The organism is Eudoraea adriatica DSM 19308, from assembly GCF_000382125.1.
Classification (GTDB): domain Bacteria; phylum Bacteroidota; class Bacteroidia; order Flavobacteriales; family Flavobacteriaceae; genus Eudoraea; species Eudoraea adriatica.
The window spans coordinates 87,888-101,704 of sequence record NZ_KB907548.1 but is presented as its reverse complement, the minus strand read 5'-3'; the positions used below and the strand labels follow the sequence as shown (position 1 = coordinate 101,704).

The window sequence follows — 13,817 nt, the reverse complement described above, 5'->3', positions numbered from 1 at the left end:
AAATCCGGTTCACAAATGGTTATAATCAAAAAGAGCCCTGCCAACTTAGACAAGACTCTTTTACGAGAACACTATATGAAAATGAAAAAAATTAATCGATTAATTATAAAGCCAAATTATGCCTATTCTTCTCTTTGGAAAAATAATTGTTGTGAAGTAGTCTAAATGTGTTGTGACTGGCTTTTTGAAAGCCATAAGGAAGTTATATAAGGTACTATCCCTATATAAAATAACTGATGCAGCTTAAACCCTAAGAATTCATTGCTGAAATAATAAACTCTTTGAAATCCTTAGAAATTGGGATCAGAGTATTATTTATCATAATATCTTTTGAGTTAATTGCGTCTATATGATCAACGTTAACGATATAGGATTTATGTGCTCTGTAAAATTTATTTTTGGGTAATTTCTCTAAATAATCCTTTAAAGGAGACCGAACAAGAAATTTCTTGTCTACGGTATTTACTTCCAGGTAAACATTATCTGCCTTTATAAACTGGATATCACCAAACTGAATTCTATAATATAGGTGTTGCTTCTTAACAAAAATAGAGTCCTTGAGAACTGAGTTGGATACTATCCTATCTTCATCTTCCGGGTGTTGTTGTCCCCCTTCCTTAGTTGAATAGTCAAAATTAGAAAGTGCAATCTCTATTGAAGTATATAAATCCTGCTGTTCGAATGGTTTTACAAGGTAACCATTGGGCTTAACAGTTTTGGCATTTTCTACGGTGGCCCGGTCAGAGTTGGAGGTAACAAAAATAAAGGGAATGTTGTAATTTTCCCTTATATGCTTTCCTAAGTCTATACCTGTTTTGTCGGATGCTAATATGATATCGATAAGAACCAGGTCCACATGATTGTTTTTTAAAACCTCCTCAGCCTGTTCGTATACAATAACATTATCTACAATTTCGTATCCTATTTCCTCCAGCATTGATTGCATGTCATCTGCAATAATCACATTATCTTCTACAATAAGAATCTTTATAGCTTGTTCCAAAGTAAGTAAGTTATTAGTGGGTTATGTATATTCAAATTTACAAAAAATAATAATATCCAAGATAAAACAGGAATCCCAGCAGAAAAGTACTGAGAGCCACTTTTTTTAATTCAGGGTCAAAATTCCGGGGGCTTTCAATTTTACTAACTAATCGCAAATGAATAAAAAGAGGAACAAATGCGATCATGCAGATAGCGCTTTTCCATGAATAAAAGTGGCTTCCTACGAAAATGGACATACAAATGAATGCCAAAATAATCAAGGCATAATGATATGCTTTCCCTTTGGCTGCTCCTAATTTCACGACTAAAGTGTCCTTATTAGATTTTTTATCAGATTCTGCATCTCTTAAGTTGTTTAAATTAAGAACTGCCGTACTAAGAAAACCTATTGAGGCCGCAGGAAGTATGGCTATTGGCATAAAAAACTTTGTATACAAAAACATAGAACCCAAAACACTTAAAAGTCCGAAAAAAATAAATACAAAAAGGTCTCCAAATCCTCTGTATCCGTATGCATTGTTGCCAATTGTATATTTTATAGCTGCCCAGATACTGGCGATACCCAATAACGCAAACAAAAGAACATATTGCAGATGTTCCTGCTCAAAAGAAAAGTATAATAGTAGAAATACCAGGAATACATCTATAACGACAGCTATACGGATCCCTGTTTTTAATTCACTTACAGACAATCTACCACTTTGAAGTGCACGCATAGGGCCTATTCTGTCCTCATTGTCTGTACCCTTTACTCCATCTCCATAATCATTGGCAAAATTCGAAGTTATTTGAAAAGCCACCGTAGTTAATAAAGCAAGAATAAAAATATATATATCCCATTTACCGTAAATATTCGCCAGTGCGGTACCTACTAAAATGCCTGACAACGATAAGGGAAGTGTTCTTAAGCGGGCTGCACTCAGCCAAGCTCTGAATTTTATCACTAATAAGGGTCTTCAATTTTTAATCGCTTTCCATCCTGGTATGAAGCCACAAAGGCATCTTCAAAGCCCATTTTAACTAATTGATACCTAAAGGATCTCGCTTCTTCTAATGTTTCGAAATTTCCAAGGGAATAAGAATAAAAAGGATTGGTTTTAACAAACATGGTGTTTGTTAAAGATTCTGATGCGAGGGTAAGGTTATTATCAACAAAGGATTTAACCTGTACGGAGTAAATTTTTTCTTTTTCCAAGAACATTTTTGCCAGATAGAACTCTTTAACCAAACTCAACTCTTCATTCTTCTGCTGAAGATTGTCAATTCTGGTTTTAACAGCATCCAGGCTATCGATAGAAACTAATAAATTTTGATTATCATAGGTATTAGACCTGCTAAGACCGGCAGTAAAAGAAGTAACTGCAAGAGCTCCAATCAGAAAAAGGGTCGTAACTCCAGCCAGTATATTTCTTTGGATCTTACTCCTTTTTAATTCTTTATTTTTAAATTTTATTTGATCTAATAAGCGTTCATTAATGATCTGTGCTTTGTCAATGTCTTTATGCAATTCTAATAAATCACTTTCTTCTATAAATGGCATTTGATATTTAATTTAGGGGGTCAATAGTTAAAAATAAGTAAAAAGCTTATTATCAACAAAATAAATCAGTTTATTTGGCAAAAGTAAAAGATTTAAGGGAAGAATTAAAAACGCATTGGACAAATGTTTAAAACTAATGAAAAATTAATTCTGCCTATACAACATATATTCCGTCACTTTTTATTTCAATTTTCCTTTCCCTATAAAGTGTTCCTATAGCTTTTTTGAATACTTTTTTACTCATCTGAAACATCTCCCTTATTTCCTCCGGAGAGGATTTATCGTGAATTGGAATATGTCCGCCGGCTTCTTGCAACTGTTTAAAGATCTGATTGGCAGCAGGTTCCAGTCCCATATAACCAATGGGTTTTAGAGAAATATCAACTTTATTATCCTCCCGGATTTTCTTTACATACCCTTTTAAGGTATCCCCAGCTTTAATGGGTTGAAATACTTCACTTTCAAAAACCAGTCCCTTGTATTTATTATTTATTATAACATTCCAACCTAATTCAGATTGCCTGCTAACTAAAAGATCTACTTCATCTTTGGGGTTTAGTGACATCTCTTCATTCTGGGTGAATTTGTCCAATCTAGATGAAGCAACTAACCTGAAGGTCTTTTCATCGAGGTAACAAAAAACCACATAAGATTCTCCTTCAATCATTTTTGTTTGCTGTTCCCTGAAGGGCACAAGCAAATGTTTTTCCAATCCCCAATCTAAAAAAGCCCCGAAATCGTTTACCTCGGCTACCCTAAGACAACCAAAACTATTTCTTGTAATTAAGGGTTTGAGGGTTGTCGCAATAGGACGTTCTTCATGATCCAGGTAGCAAAATACATTTATGTCATCCCCAATTCTAAAATCATCCGGAACATATTTCGTAGGTAGTAATAAGTCATCAACATCCTCATCACCCAGAAATAAACCTACAGCTGTTTCTCTGAGAATCTTCAATGTGTTGTAATTTCCTAATTCTATCATTTAGTCATTCTATTCAAAGTGGTATAAAAAAGCCGTTCATTTTAAGAACGGCCTTTTTTCAATGTTCTAATTATAAACAGATTCTTTTTTAAAGAGCTTGGCCAACATATAATAAACTACAGCACGATGTTTATTTCTTTCCGATTTGCCATATTTGTCCATTACACTTCTGATACCTTCCATTAATGCAGGACTATCGGAAAGACCTAATTTCTTAATTAAAAAATTCTTCCTGACAGTTTCAAGTTCAGCTTCATCCGATCCCGACACTTTAGAAGAATCCATATTGTATATGGCCGGACCAAGTCCAATAGTAACTTTTTTCAGTAGATCCATATCAGGAGTTTGATCAAATTTACCTTTAATATCGGAAGCGTACTTTTCAATGAGATCATCCCTCCTATTGCTCATAATGGCTTTGTCCTTTTGTGTTTTATAATATCCTAAGATATGAAATCAAAATACGTGAGCAAAATTTTATCATTTAATAATCTGGGGGTTTTTACCTCCAAAAGCATTGGCAAATCAGAGGGCCTATAAAAAGTAGATAAGGCACTATTTAAGGTGTTTTTGTCTTCAGCCACCAGATGATCTATATCGTGAAATGAACAAAGCTTTTGCAAATCCAAATCCTGTACGGTCTCAAAGAAGGTCTCAAAATTCTGAGAATTTTCCTTACCCGGCAGGATCCTGAAAATTCCGCCGCCACCATTGTTAATAACTATTATTCTGAAATCGTTTCGTTTATAAGTATTCCACAGACCATTACTGTCATAGAAGAAACTCAGATCTCCGGTTATAAGCAAGGTAGGATTCACTGAATGAATTGAAGAACCGACTGCAGTAGAAGTACTTCCGTCTATGCCGCTTGTTCCCCTGTTGCAATATACCTTAAGAGAAGGATCTAAATCAAACAGCTGGGCGTAACGCACCGTTGAGCTATTTGCAAGGTGCAACTGATAGTTTTTAGGAATGCTGGCACAAATAATTTGAAACGCCAAGAAATCTGTAAATGGAATTTGACTTAAATACGTTTTCCTTTTACCGAGGTATTCTTGTTTTACGTCATTCCATTTGCTGAAATAATTACTTGGCACCTCTGAAATATTTTCCAAAAATTGTTCGAAAAACCAATTTTCATCCGTTTTAATATGCCTGGTAAGGCTAAAAAAAGTGTCGTAGGCTTTTTTATTGTTTATGTGCCAATGGTGCCTTGGTCTATATTGTCTTAGAAATGCTTTAATCTTTTTTGAAACTATCAAACCCCCCATTGTAATGAGTAATTCGGGCTGTAGTTCCTTAAAAAGCAATTCTTTCTCTTTCGATTTTTCAATTGGTGCAATGATACTATCAATACTTGGGAAAGAGTTTTTATGATGTACATTGGAAGTAACCTCTGTAAAAATCAGCACTGAATCATCATTTGCAATGGTATTTAAATAACCGGCATTGATACTACCGGGGTTATTAACACCAATAATAATCATTTTCTTTTCACATGAATTCCAAATTTGGGCAAGTTCTTCAAAATTGATATCCTTATGGCTATTCTCTAAATTTAGCGGGGAACAAAATGGTTTTAGCTCCTGTTTCTCCAGTACATCATATAAAGGTTCTTCAAATGGTATATTAATTTGAACGGGGCTTTTTTGGAGAATTGCAGCCTTAAAAGCACTATTTAGCTCTACATCATTAAAATTCTGAATTTGAGCCTGCAATTGTTCTAAAGAATAATCATTTGAAAATGAGGAAGGATCGTACTTTTCTATGGTCCTGGTTGCATGTGATAAATCCTGTTTTAAATTGGCAGAATAGCCAATATGCTTTTCAAATAATGATTCCTGTCTAATAGTCTGACCATCCCCAATATCCACTTTATAACCCGGTCTGTCCGCAGAAACAATTACAAGAGGTATATCGCTGTAAAAAGCTTCCGCCACTGCCGGATAATAATTTAAAAGTGCACTCCCGGAAGTACAAACGGCCAGTACCGGCATTTGTAAATGCTGTGCCATGCCTAAGGCAAAGAAAGCCGCGCTGCGCTCATCAACTATACTATAACAAGAAAAATAAGGGTCATTTGTAAATCCAATGATCAACGGGGCATTCCTTGAACCCGGAGAGATCACTACGTTTTTTATACCCCTTGATTTACAATGGAAAACAAGCGATTGAGCCGAAGGAATACTAGAATATTTCATAGGCACCACAAAAATACGACGGAACTTTTTGTAAATCCAATGAATTAACCTAATTAAATATCATATTTAGCATGGTTTCGCTTTTATGAACAGTTTCCATCCACTCTTGCTGTGCATTAGAAGCAGATGTTATGCCCCCTCCTACATAAAGAAAGGCAGAATTACCTTTTAGTTGCATGCACCGGAGGTTTACAAAGAGGTGCGTGTTTTTGTCCGTACCCATATTTAGTTCTCCTAAAAATCCGGAATAAAATTCCCGGTCATAATTCTCATATTTGTTAATGAATCTTTCTGCCTCACTGACAGGAAGTCCACAAATAGCAGGTGTTGGATGCAATGCCTGAATTATTTTTTCTAATTCCAAATCGCGAATTGTTCCCCAAATTTTAGTCTTAAGGTGCCATAAATTACCTGCTCTTACCGAAGTTACTTTGCCAATTGACAAGTCAGAGACGCAACTCCTGAGCCGTTGAACTATATGCCGGGTAACCATTTCCTGTTCCTCAAATTCTTTTTGACCCCACATAGGAATATCTTTGGTTGTATTCTTTGTTGTACCGGCAAGAGAGACAGTATCCAAAGTGGTATTTTGTTTATGCAATAGCAATTCAGGAGTAGCACCTATCCAGAGACCAATTTTTGGATGGTACCAGAAATAACAAAAGGCATCAGGATAAGCATCGAGGACTTTTCGAAAGATATTAATAGGTGAAGATTGATTGGGAACCACTATCTTTCTGGACAGCACTACCTTTTCCAATTTATTATTTCTTATTTTTTTAATCCCTTTTTTTACTATTTCTATGTGGTATATTTTGTCTTCTTCGGAGATTTTCGGAAAGCTACCCGTATTGTACTCAAATTCCTTTAGCTGATATTCATGCGAAAGGACTTTATCGGGAAGAATTAGAACCGCAGTAGCCTTTTTATTGTAAGGTGCGAAAACAAAACCTGTCTCGTTAAAATCATGTATACGATGCAGCGTTGAATCATTTTGGAGAATTGATATAACCTCATTGGTTTTGGGTTTCCTATAGGCAACAAAAGGTAGTTCACTTTTCAAGTGTTCTTCTATAATGCCAAGGTGTTCCTGAAACATATTATGCTCTTGGTAGGGAAATAGTGGTTAGCTTGCACAATGAAATAAGGTTATCTTCCCTGTCAGTTATTCTAATGTCCCACAATTGGGTGGTTCTTCCATTATGAATGATTGTGGCTCTTGCGAATACTTCTCCATCACTTATACTCCGCAGGTGATTTGCCGATATTTCGATGCCCCGTACAATAACTTTTTGAGCATCGAGAAATACATAAGAGGCAGCACTCCCTACACTTTCAGCCAGAGCAATAGTAGCACCTCCATGCAAGATGCCATCTGGCTGATGAACCCTGGAATTTACAGGCATTTTAGCCACCAGATAGTTTTCACCCACATCAATATATTCAATTTCGAGAGTCTCCATTAAAGTATTTTTACGGATGTCGTTACAAACCTTAAGTATTTTGTCCTTGTATTCGTTCATAGAAAAAATTTTGCGTAAAATTAAGCATTCAAATACAACTAATAACAATTGAAATAATATGGGTAAGAAACCTTTCGAAAAATCTGTCAGGTATCAAAGTACAAACACCTATGAAACATTAAACGAGTTTACAAAAGAAACAAAAAATGTTTGGATAGTTTTCCACGGGATGGGATATTTGAGCAAATATTTCCTGAAATATTTTGACGAACTAGATCCGGTTGAAAATTATATTATTGCCCCACAGGCTCCTTCCAAATATTATATGAATAATTCTTTTAAACATGTGGGTGCAAGCTGGCTGACAAAAGAAAATACTAAAATTGAAATAAACAATAACCTCAACTATCTTGATGCTATATTGGAAAAGGAGTCGATTCTCGCCACCCACAACCTAATTATATTCGGATTCTCCCAGGGAGTTTCCATGGCAACACGATGGGTGGTGCAACGTAAGATTAAATGCAATCAACTGGTTCTATATGCCGGGGGTATCCCGGATGAACTAAACTCAAACGATTTTGCACATTTAAGTTCGACTACTCAGATAGCCATTGTTATTGGCGATAAAGATGAATATATTACAAAGGAACGCTTATCCATTGAGAGAGAAAAAAGCCGGGTAATATTTAATGGAAGGGCAAATGAGCATATTTTTGATGGAGGGCATATAATTAAAAAAGAGCTTATTAATGATTTGATAAAATGATAACATCTACCATTCTGGAAAATGACCGGGTAAGACTCTCACCGCTTACCCTGGATAATTATACAAATTTACGGTTTGTAGCTACGGAGCATAAACTTATTCAATATTCCCCTTCTGATATAGCATCTCCAACTGCGCTTGAAAATTATGTTAAGACTGCTCTTGATCAACAGAAAAAAAAATCCTCCATGCCCTTTATTATTTATGATAAAAAAGTCGGGGCCTTTGCCGGCTGCACGAGATATATGAATATTGATTTCACTAATAAGGTATTGGAAATTGGTTCTACGTGGATAGGTAAAAAGTTTCAGGGTACCGGTCTTAATTCCGAAATGAAACATCTGCTAATTAACCATGCTTTCGACAAGCTTGGTTTTGAGAAAATTACCTTCCGGATTGACGAGCGCAACATGCAATCCCGAAAAGCCGTAGAAAAGCTGGGGGCAGTTCTGGAAGGAATTCTTCGAAAAAATGTTTTTTTGCTTGATGGTTTTAAAAGGAACACCTGTGTTTATGGGATTCTAAAAAATGAATGGGGTAAAATTGAGCTCTCTGGTGATTAGTGTTTCTACTCCTCTATTTTAATTTTTTCATCCTTATAATAGCTAATACTCCGAGTTGTAAAAAGGTTTTTTGGTGTAATTATCTTTTTTACCCAATTACCATCTTCCGTACCATCAAACTGGTAGATATAATCTTTGGTGTTTACAGATTTGTCATTTTTTTCAACCTCCCTGGAAAGTAAGCCTGTGTCATCATAAGTATAGTTTATAAACTTATTGGCAACAAATGACTTTTTAATTTCATCGTAGTTGAATTCCTTCAGCGATATCAATTTGTCCTCTGTATCATATATCTTCTCTTGTGCACTATCAGGAACTCCTTCAATGAATCCTTTTGTCAAAACTATCTTCTCCTTAGCGCCCTTTCTATTTTTTCTAAAAGAAGTTCTTATTGATTTAAGAAGTACGCCGTTCAATAAATAGGTTATGGTTGTTTCGCCCTGATATGTGTTATATTCAATATTTGTCTCATCTAAGCCTTTATTGTTGGATCTTATAATTTTTACAAGATTTCCATCCTCATCATAAGAATATTCATAAATATCCAGGACATCACCGCTATAAGAAATAATTTTTTCTGAAACCTTTTTAGTGCCGGAAGTATCTACTTCATAAAAATGTGCAATTGAAGTCTGCTTATCAAACTCCCCTTCCCGATAAATCTCATCACGCTTTTCCATCAACTGCCCTCCTGCATATTTGTAATACGTGATGTCATAATCCGAATCGTTATAGCGGGTTACATTTTTGGTAAGTAAATCTTCCCTGTTGAATTCGAATTCTTCTTTGCCATAATCTGTAATGACCAGGCACGACTTTACATTTCCCCTAAGGTCAAAATCTTTTAAGGTAAAGATTTGGGGTTCCTGGGTAAAAGTTTTATCAGGCAATAATAAAAGTCCTATTACCAATAGTAATCGCAGAATGAAAGTAGTATCGTTTTTTTGCATTGAAACAAAATTACTTCTTTTATACTTTAACATGAAACAAATAGCCTGCCGAAAATAAAAAAGGGCGGTAAAACCGCCCTTTAAACCTACTTAATTTATTCTTTATTTTACTTCTTCAAAATCTACATCTTCGACATTATCTCCTTCTTTTGAATCTTCAGAAGCAGTCTCTTCACCATTAGGTGATGCTCCGGCCTGCTGAGCTTCAGCCTGGGCCTTATACATTTCTTCAGAAGCAACTTTCCAGGCCTCATTTATTTTCTCCAATGCAGTGGTTATTACTTCAACATCTTTACCTTCATAGGCGGTTTTAAGTTCTGCCAGGGCATCTTCAATGGGCTTTTTCTTGTCTTCCGATAATTTATCTCCAAACTCGGTTAATTGCTTCTCAGTCTGGAATATCATACTATCGGCCTCATTCATTTTATCAGCAGTTTCCTTTGCTTTTTTATCTGATTCGGCATTAGCTTCGGCCTCTGCTTTCATTTTGCTGATTTCCTCTTCCGTAAGTCCGGAAGAAGCTTCAATTCTGATATCCTGGGTCTTATTTGTAGCCTTGTCAGTAGCGGACACCTTAATTATACCATTTGCATCAATATCAAAGGTTACTTCAATTTGAGGCACTCCTCTCTGGGCAGGTGGAATACCATCCAGGTGGAATCTTCCAATGGTTTTATTATCTGTAGCCATAGGTCTTTCTCCCTGTAAAACATGGATCTCAACTGATGGCTGATTATCTGCTGCCGTAGAAAATACCTGTGATTTTTTTGTTGGAATAGTTGTATTAGACTCAATTAATTTGGTCATTACGCCTCCCATAGTCTCAATTCCGAGAGATAATGGCGTAACATCCAACAACAAGACATCTTTAACGTCCCCTGTAAGTACTCCTCCCTGGATGGCAGCTCCAACAGCTACAACCTCATCAGGATTTACTCCTTTAGATGGCTTTTTTCCAAAGAATTTCTCAACAGCTTCCTGAACTGCCGGAATCCTTGTAGATCCGCCAACTAAAATAATTTCATCAATATCACTTTTCGAAAGTCCTGCTGCTTTTAAAGCTGTTTCACAAGGCTTAATAGTTCTTTTAACTAAATCAGCAATCAATTGTTCAAATTTCGAACGTGTCAGTGTAACAACAAGGTGCTTTGGTCCTGAGGCTGTAGCAGTGACATATGGAAGATTAATTTCGGTTTGTGCGGAGGTAGACAATTCAATTTTTGCTTTTTCCGCTGCCTCACGTAATCTTTGCAATGCCATTGGATCTTTTCTCAGGTCAATGCTCTCGGTCTTATTGAATTCATCTGCCAACCAGTCAATAACTTTTTGATCAACATCATCTCCTCCCAAATGTGTATCGCCATCTGTTGAAAGTACTTCAAAAACGCCATCCCCTAATTCTAAAATAGAAACATCATGCGTACCTCCACCGAAATCGAATACTACAATTTTCTGATCCTTGTGTTTTTTATCCAATCCATAAGCTAATGAAGCTGCTGTGGGTTCGTTGATAATTCTTTCTACTTTAAGTCCTGCAATTTCTCCTGCCTCCTTAGTTGCCTGTCTTTGAGCGTCATTAAAATAAGCGGGAACTGTAATTACAGCAGAAGTAACAGACTGCCCTAAATAATCTTCAGCAGTTTTCTTCATTTTTTGCAGCACCATTGCCGAAATCTCCTGAGGCGTATACAAACGTCCATCAATATCTACTCTTGGTGTATTGTTATCTCCTTTTGCGACCTTATAGGGTACCCTGTCAATTTCCTTTTGACACTCTGAGAATTTATTCCCCATAAAACGTTTAATGGAATATATAGTGTTTTTTGGGTTTGTCACTGCCTGTCTTTTTGCAGGATCCCCAACTTTGATTTCACCTCCTTCTACAAATGCAACTACAGAAGGTGTAGTGCGCTTACCTTCTGCATTGGGTATTACAACCGGCTCATTGCCTTCCATTACGGAAACGCAGGAGTTCGTTGTTCCTAAATCTATTCCTATAATCTTGCTCATCTATTTTATTTTATACGTTAATATTTATCTATAGTTTAATGCTAATCTAAATGACAAACAGTATGCCAACAGGGAAAAACTGACAGGATGTCATTACTAAAGTAGTTAACTATGACCAGCCCCTTATTTATAAGTACAATAACAGGGGTTGAAATTCGGATGAAAAAATATTTTTATTCTAGTTGCAGTTCTGTCGTCGTCTGGTATCTATAAGATAAATAATCTTCCAGGTACCGTCTTGTTTGTGCAGTTGAAATGAATTTACTCCACAATGACTCAATGAGTCATTGATCAGGAATTCGTAGGGAGTCCAGGCATTGGCCATACTTCCATCCACCTTAATTTGATAGGAAAGTAATTTTTCCTGAAATTTTGTAGAATCGGGAATACTAATTATTGCCTTTAGGAAATCGCTGAAATCTGAGGTCTTAACTACACTTATTCCATCTTTATTGTGGCCAATGGTTTGCAAAATTATTTCGGGGCTGGTTGTGCTTTTAATAAGGATTGAATCCTGCTTGTGAAATCCATCAAAAAACATTTGAACCGTCTTCTTCACTTCCTCTTTTTCATTATCCTGGGCATTTACTGTTTCGAAACTAAAAATCAACAATAAACCTAATAATACTCTCATTTTTCAATGGTTCTAAATTCTGAACCAAAGTAAGGAATTATTTAAACACTGCAGCTTACTCCTATCAATTGAACAAAACTCCTTACATTTAACTCGCCAAAAGTAAAGCCATGTCTGTTTCGAAAAAAGAATTCAAAAGAGTCACCGTAAAATCCTTAATAGAAATGAAAAAGCAGGGAGAGAAAATTTCCATGTTAACTGCTTATGATTATTCTATGGCAAAAATTGTGGACGATGCCCAAGTCGACGTCATATTGGTTGGTGATTCTGCGAGTAATGTCATGGCGGGTCATGAGACCACCTTGCCTATAACCCTCGATCAGATGATATACCATGCCTCTTCTGTTATAAGAGCAGTAAACAGGGCTTTGGTAGTAGTTGATCTTCCTTTCGGAAGTTATCAGAGTGATCCCAAGGAAGCTCTTCGGTCTGCTATTAGAATTATGAAAGAAAGTGGTGCTCATGCCGTAAAGGTTGAAGGAGGTGTTGAAATTAAAGAATCGGTAAAACGTATCCTGAATGCCGGTATACCGGTCATGGGGCATCTTGGATTGACGCCACAGGCCATTTATAAATTTGGTACTTATACTGTAAGGGCCAAAGAAAAGGATGAAGCAGAAAAACTACTGGAAGATGCAGAAATTCTTGAGAAACTTGGCTGTTTTGCAATTGTCCTTGAAAAGATACCTGCATTGTTAACCAAAAAAGTATCGGAAAAGATCTCCATACCAACTATCGGAATAGGCGGTGGCAAATTTGCGGATGGTCAGGTATTGGTTATCCATGATCTTCTTGGCATGACGCATGAATTCAATCCCCGATTTTTGCGCAGATACATGAATCTTTATGAGGACATGGGAAATGCTATTTCTCGCTATGTAAGCGATGTGAAAAGCCAGGATTTCCCAAGTGATGATGAGCAATATTAAAATTAGTGGACAAGAGAACCAAGACCAATTCACAAAATCTTCTGGTATTATATGAGGATAACCATATAATTGTCATTAATAAGAGGCCTGGCGATATAGTTCAGGGTGATAAAACAGGTGATATTCCTCTGAGTGAAATTGTTAAACAATACATTAAAAAAAAGCATAATAAGCCGGGGAAAGTTTTTTTAGGTGTAGTTCACCGAATAGACAGACCTACCTCTGGTATCGTAATATTTGCAAGAACTTCGAAAGCACTATCCAGGTTAAACGAATTATTCTCAAAAAAAGAAGCAAAAAAAACATATTGGGCAATTGTAAAAAATCAGCCCGAAAATGAACAGGGAACACTGGAGCACTGGATGGTCAGAAACACAAGGCAGAATAAGTCATATGCTCATATTAAAGAGGTTCCCAATAGTAAAAAAGCCATTTTAGATTATAAAACCCTAAAAAAACTGAACAATTATTATTTGTTGGAAATCAATTTAAAAACCGGGAGACATCATCAAATCCGGGCACAACTGGCAGCAATAAAATGTCCTATTAAGGGAGATTTGAAATATGGCTTTGACAGAAGCAATAAAAATGGAAGTATTCATCTGCACGCAAGAAGTATAGAATTTTTGCATCCTGTTAAAAAGGAAACAATTAAGATATTGGCACCTACCTTTGAAGATGCTGTATGGGATGCCTGTTCATAAATACCCGCTATATTTCGAAAAAACCAACTAAAAAATAAACTTCATGTTATGGAATACAAAAGAT

At 36.1% G+C, this 13,817-nt stretch carries 15 protein-coding genes; 4 read left to right on the top strand and 11 right to left on the bottom strand.

Features of this window, described 5'->3' with window-relative positions; translation table 11 throughout:
* Nucleotides 1-250 precede the first annotated feature (250 nt).
* From G504_RS0107440 to G504_RS0107405, 8 genes are all read right to left on the bottom strand, one after another.
* A complete protein-coding gene (locus tag G504_RS0107440) occupies nucleotides 251-1,003 on the bottom strand; it encodes a LytR/AlgR family response regulator transcription factor (RefSeq protein ID WP_019669528.1) in 753 nt (250 codons plus the stop codon).
* A gap of 37 nt (nucleotides 1,004-1,040) precedes the next feature.
* Complete coding sequence (gene menA / locus G504_RS0107435; RefSeq protein WP_019669527.1) at nucleotides 1,041-1,949, bottom strand: 1,4-dihydroxy-2-naphthoate octaprenyltransferase; 909 nt, start codon at nucleotides 1,947-1,949, stop codon at nucleotides 1,041-1,043.
* Nucleotides 1,949-2,545 (bottom strand): SPOR domain-containing protein, encoded by a 597-nt coding sequence (locus tag G504_RS0107430; protein ID WP_019669526.1) that lies wholly within the window; start codon nucleotides 2,543-2,545, stop codon nucleotides 1,949-1,951. Before G504_RS0107430 ends, menA begins: the two co-directional genes overlap by 1 nt.
* A gap of 154 nt (nucleotides 2,546-2,699) precedes the next feature.
* Nucleotides 2,700-3,530, bottom strand: coding sequence for a CvfB family protein (locus tag G504_RS0107425; RefSeq protein ID WP_019669525.1), 831 nt, complete (start codon nucleotides 3,528-3,530; stop codon nucleotides 2,700-2,702).
* A gap of 66 nt (nucleotides 3,531-3,596) precedes the next feature.
* Nucleotides 3,597-3,941, bottom strand: a complete 345-nt coding sequence (locus G504_RS0107420) for a DUF2853 family protein (protein ID WP_019669524.1) — start codon at nucleotides 3,939-3,941, stop codon at nucleotides 3,597-3,599.
* Nucleotides 3,942-3,973: 32 nt separating this feature from the next.
* Nucleotides 3,974-5,731, bottom strand: a complete 1,758-nt coding sequence (menD, locus tag G504_RS0107415) for a 2-succinyl-5-enolpyruvyl-6-hydroxy-3-cyclohexene-1-carboxylic-acid synthase (protein WP_019669523.1) — start codon at nucleotides 5,729-5,731, stop codon at nucleotides 3,974-3,976.
* A 49-nt stretch (nucleotides 5,732-5,780) separates the two neighbouring features.
* A complete protein-coding gene (locus G504_RS0107410; protein ID WP_019669522.1) occupies nucleotides 5,781-6,830 on the bottom strand; it encodes a chorismate-binding protein in 1,050 nt (349 codons plus the stop codon).
* Between the two features lies 1 nt (nucleotide 6,831).
* Nucleotides 6,832-7,254: a PaaI family thioesterase gene (locus G504_RS0107405; RefSeq protein WP_019669521.1), complete on the bottom strand. Its 423-nt coding sequence runs from the start codon at nucleotides 7,252-7,254 to the stop codon at nucleotides 6,832-6,834.
* A gap of 58 nt (nucleotides 7,255-7,312) precedes the next feature.
* On the opposite strand from G504_RS0107405, the gene G504_RS0107400 reads away from it, so the two are divergent.
* Both G504_RS0107400 and G504_RS0107395 read left to right on the top strand, forming a co-directional pair.
* Nucleotides 7,313-7,963 (top strand): alpha/beta hydrolase, encoded by a 651-nt coding sequence (locus G504_RS0107400; protein WP_019669520.1) that lies wholly within the window; start codon nucleotides 7,313-7,315, stop codon nucleotides 7,961-7,963.
* Nucleotides 7,960-8,526, top strand: coding sequence for a GNAT family N-acetyltransferase (locus G504_RS0107395; RefSeq protein WP_019669519.1), 567 nt, complete (start codon nucleotides 7,960-7,962; stop codon nucleotides 8,524-8,526). Before G504_RS0107400 ends, G504_RS0107395 begins: the two co-directional genes overlap by 4 nt.
* Before the next feature lie 5 nt (nucleotides 8,527-8,531).
* Here G504_RS0107395 and G504_RS0107390 read toward each other — a convergent pair whose 3' ends face one another.
* The 3 genes from G504_RS0107390 to G504_RS0107380 form a co-directional block, all read right to left on the bottom strand.
* Entirely contained in the window at nucleotides 8,532-9,476 is a 945-nt protein-coding gene (locus G504_RS0107390) for a hypothetical protein (protein WP_157473126.1), read from the bottom strand.
* 102 nt (nucleotides 9,477-9,578) lie between these two features.
* The gene (gene dnaK, locus G504_RS0107385; RefSeq protein WP_026348451.1) at nucleotides 9,579-11,486 is read right to left on the bottom strand and encodes a molecular chaperone DnaK; all 1,908 of its coding nucleotides are present in this window, start codon (nucleotides 11,484-11,486) and stop codon (nucleotides 9,579-9,581) included.
* Nucleotides 11,487-11,664: 178 nt separating this feature from the next.
* Complete coding sequence (locus G504_RS0107380) at nucleotides 11,665-12,120, bottom strand: hypothetical protein (protein ID WP_019669516.1); 456 nt, start codon at nucleotides 12,118-12,120, stop codon at nucleotides 11,665-11,667.
* A 110-nt stretch (nucleotides 12,121-12,230) separates the two neighbouring features.
* Between G504_RS0107380 and panB the strand changes: the two genes are divergently transcribed.
* Both panB and G504_RS0107370 read left to right on the top strand, forming a co-directional pair.
* The gene (panB, locus tag G504_RS0107375; protein ID WP_019669515.1) at nucleotides 12,231-13,049 is read left to right on the top strand and encodes a 3-methyl-2-oxobutanoate hydroxymethyltransferase; all 819 of its coding nucleotides are present in this window, start codon (nucleotides 12,231-12,233) and stop codon (nucleotides 13,047-13,049) included.
* Between the two features lie 5 nt (nucleotides 13,050-13,054).
* A complete protein-coding gene (locus G504_RS0107370; protein WP_019669514.1) occupies nucleotides 13,055-13,753 on the top strand; it encodes an RluA family pseudouridine synthase in 699 nt (232 codons plus the stop codon).
* Nucleotides 13,754-13,817 lie beyond the last annotated feature (64 nt).

What these genes read in the sequence shown, in the direction of transcription:
- G504_RS0107430 (WP_019669526.1), bottom strand. Translation starts at nt 2,545, where the DNA reads ATGCCATTTATAGAAGAAAGTGATTTATTAGAATTGCATAAAGACATT.
- G504_RS0107425 (WP_019669525.1), bottom strand. Translation starts at nt 3,530, where the DNA reads ATGATAGAATTAGGAAATTACAACACATTGAAGATTCTCAGAGAAACA.
- G504_RS0107420 (WP_019669524.1), bottom strand. Translation starts at nt 3,941, where the DNA reads ATGAGCAATAGGAGGGATGATCTCATTGAAAAGTACGCTTCCGATATT.
- menD (WP_019669523.1), bottom strand. Translation starts at nt 5,731, where the DNA reads ATGAAATATTCTAGTATTCCTTCGGCTCAATCGCTTGTTTTCCATTGT.
- G504_RS0107410 (WP_019669522.1), bottom strand. Translation starts at nt 6,830, where the DNA reads ATGTTTCAGGAACACCTTGGCATTATAGAAGAACACTTGAAAAGTGAA.
- G504_RS0107405 (WP_019669521.1), bottom strand. Translation starts at nt 7,254, where the DNA reads ATGAACGAATACAAGGACAAAATACTTAAGGTTTGTAACGACATCCGT.
- G504_RS0107400 (WP_019669520.1), top strand. Translation starts at nt 7,313, where the DNA reads ATGGGTAAGAAACCTTTCGAAAAATCTGTCAGGTATCAAAGTACAAAC.
- G504_RS0107395 (WP_019669519.1), top strand. Translation starts at nt 7,960, where the DNA reads ATGATAACATCTACCATTCTGGAAAATGACCGGGTAAGACTCTCACCG.
- G504_RS0107390 (WP_157473126.1), bottom strand. Translation starts at nt 9,476, where the DNA reads ATGCAAAAAAACGATACTACTTTCATTCTGCGATTACTATTGGTAATA.
- dnaK (WP_026348451.1), bottom strand. Translation starts at nt 11,486, where the DNA reads ATGAGCAAGATTATAGGAATAGATTTAGGAACAACGAACTCCTGCGTT.
- G504_RS0107380 (WP_019669516.1), bottom strand. Translation starts at nt 12,120, where the DNA reads ATGAGAGTATTATTAGGTTTATTGTTGATTTTTAGTTTCGAAACAGTA.
- panB (WP_019669515.1), top strand. Translation starts at nt 12,231, where the DNA reads ATGTCTGTTTCGAAAAAAGAATTCAAAAGAGTCACCGTAAAATCCTTA.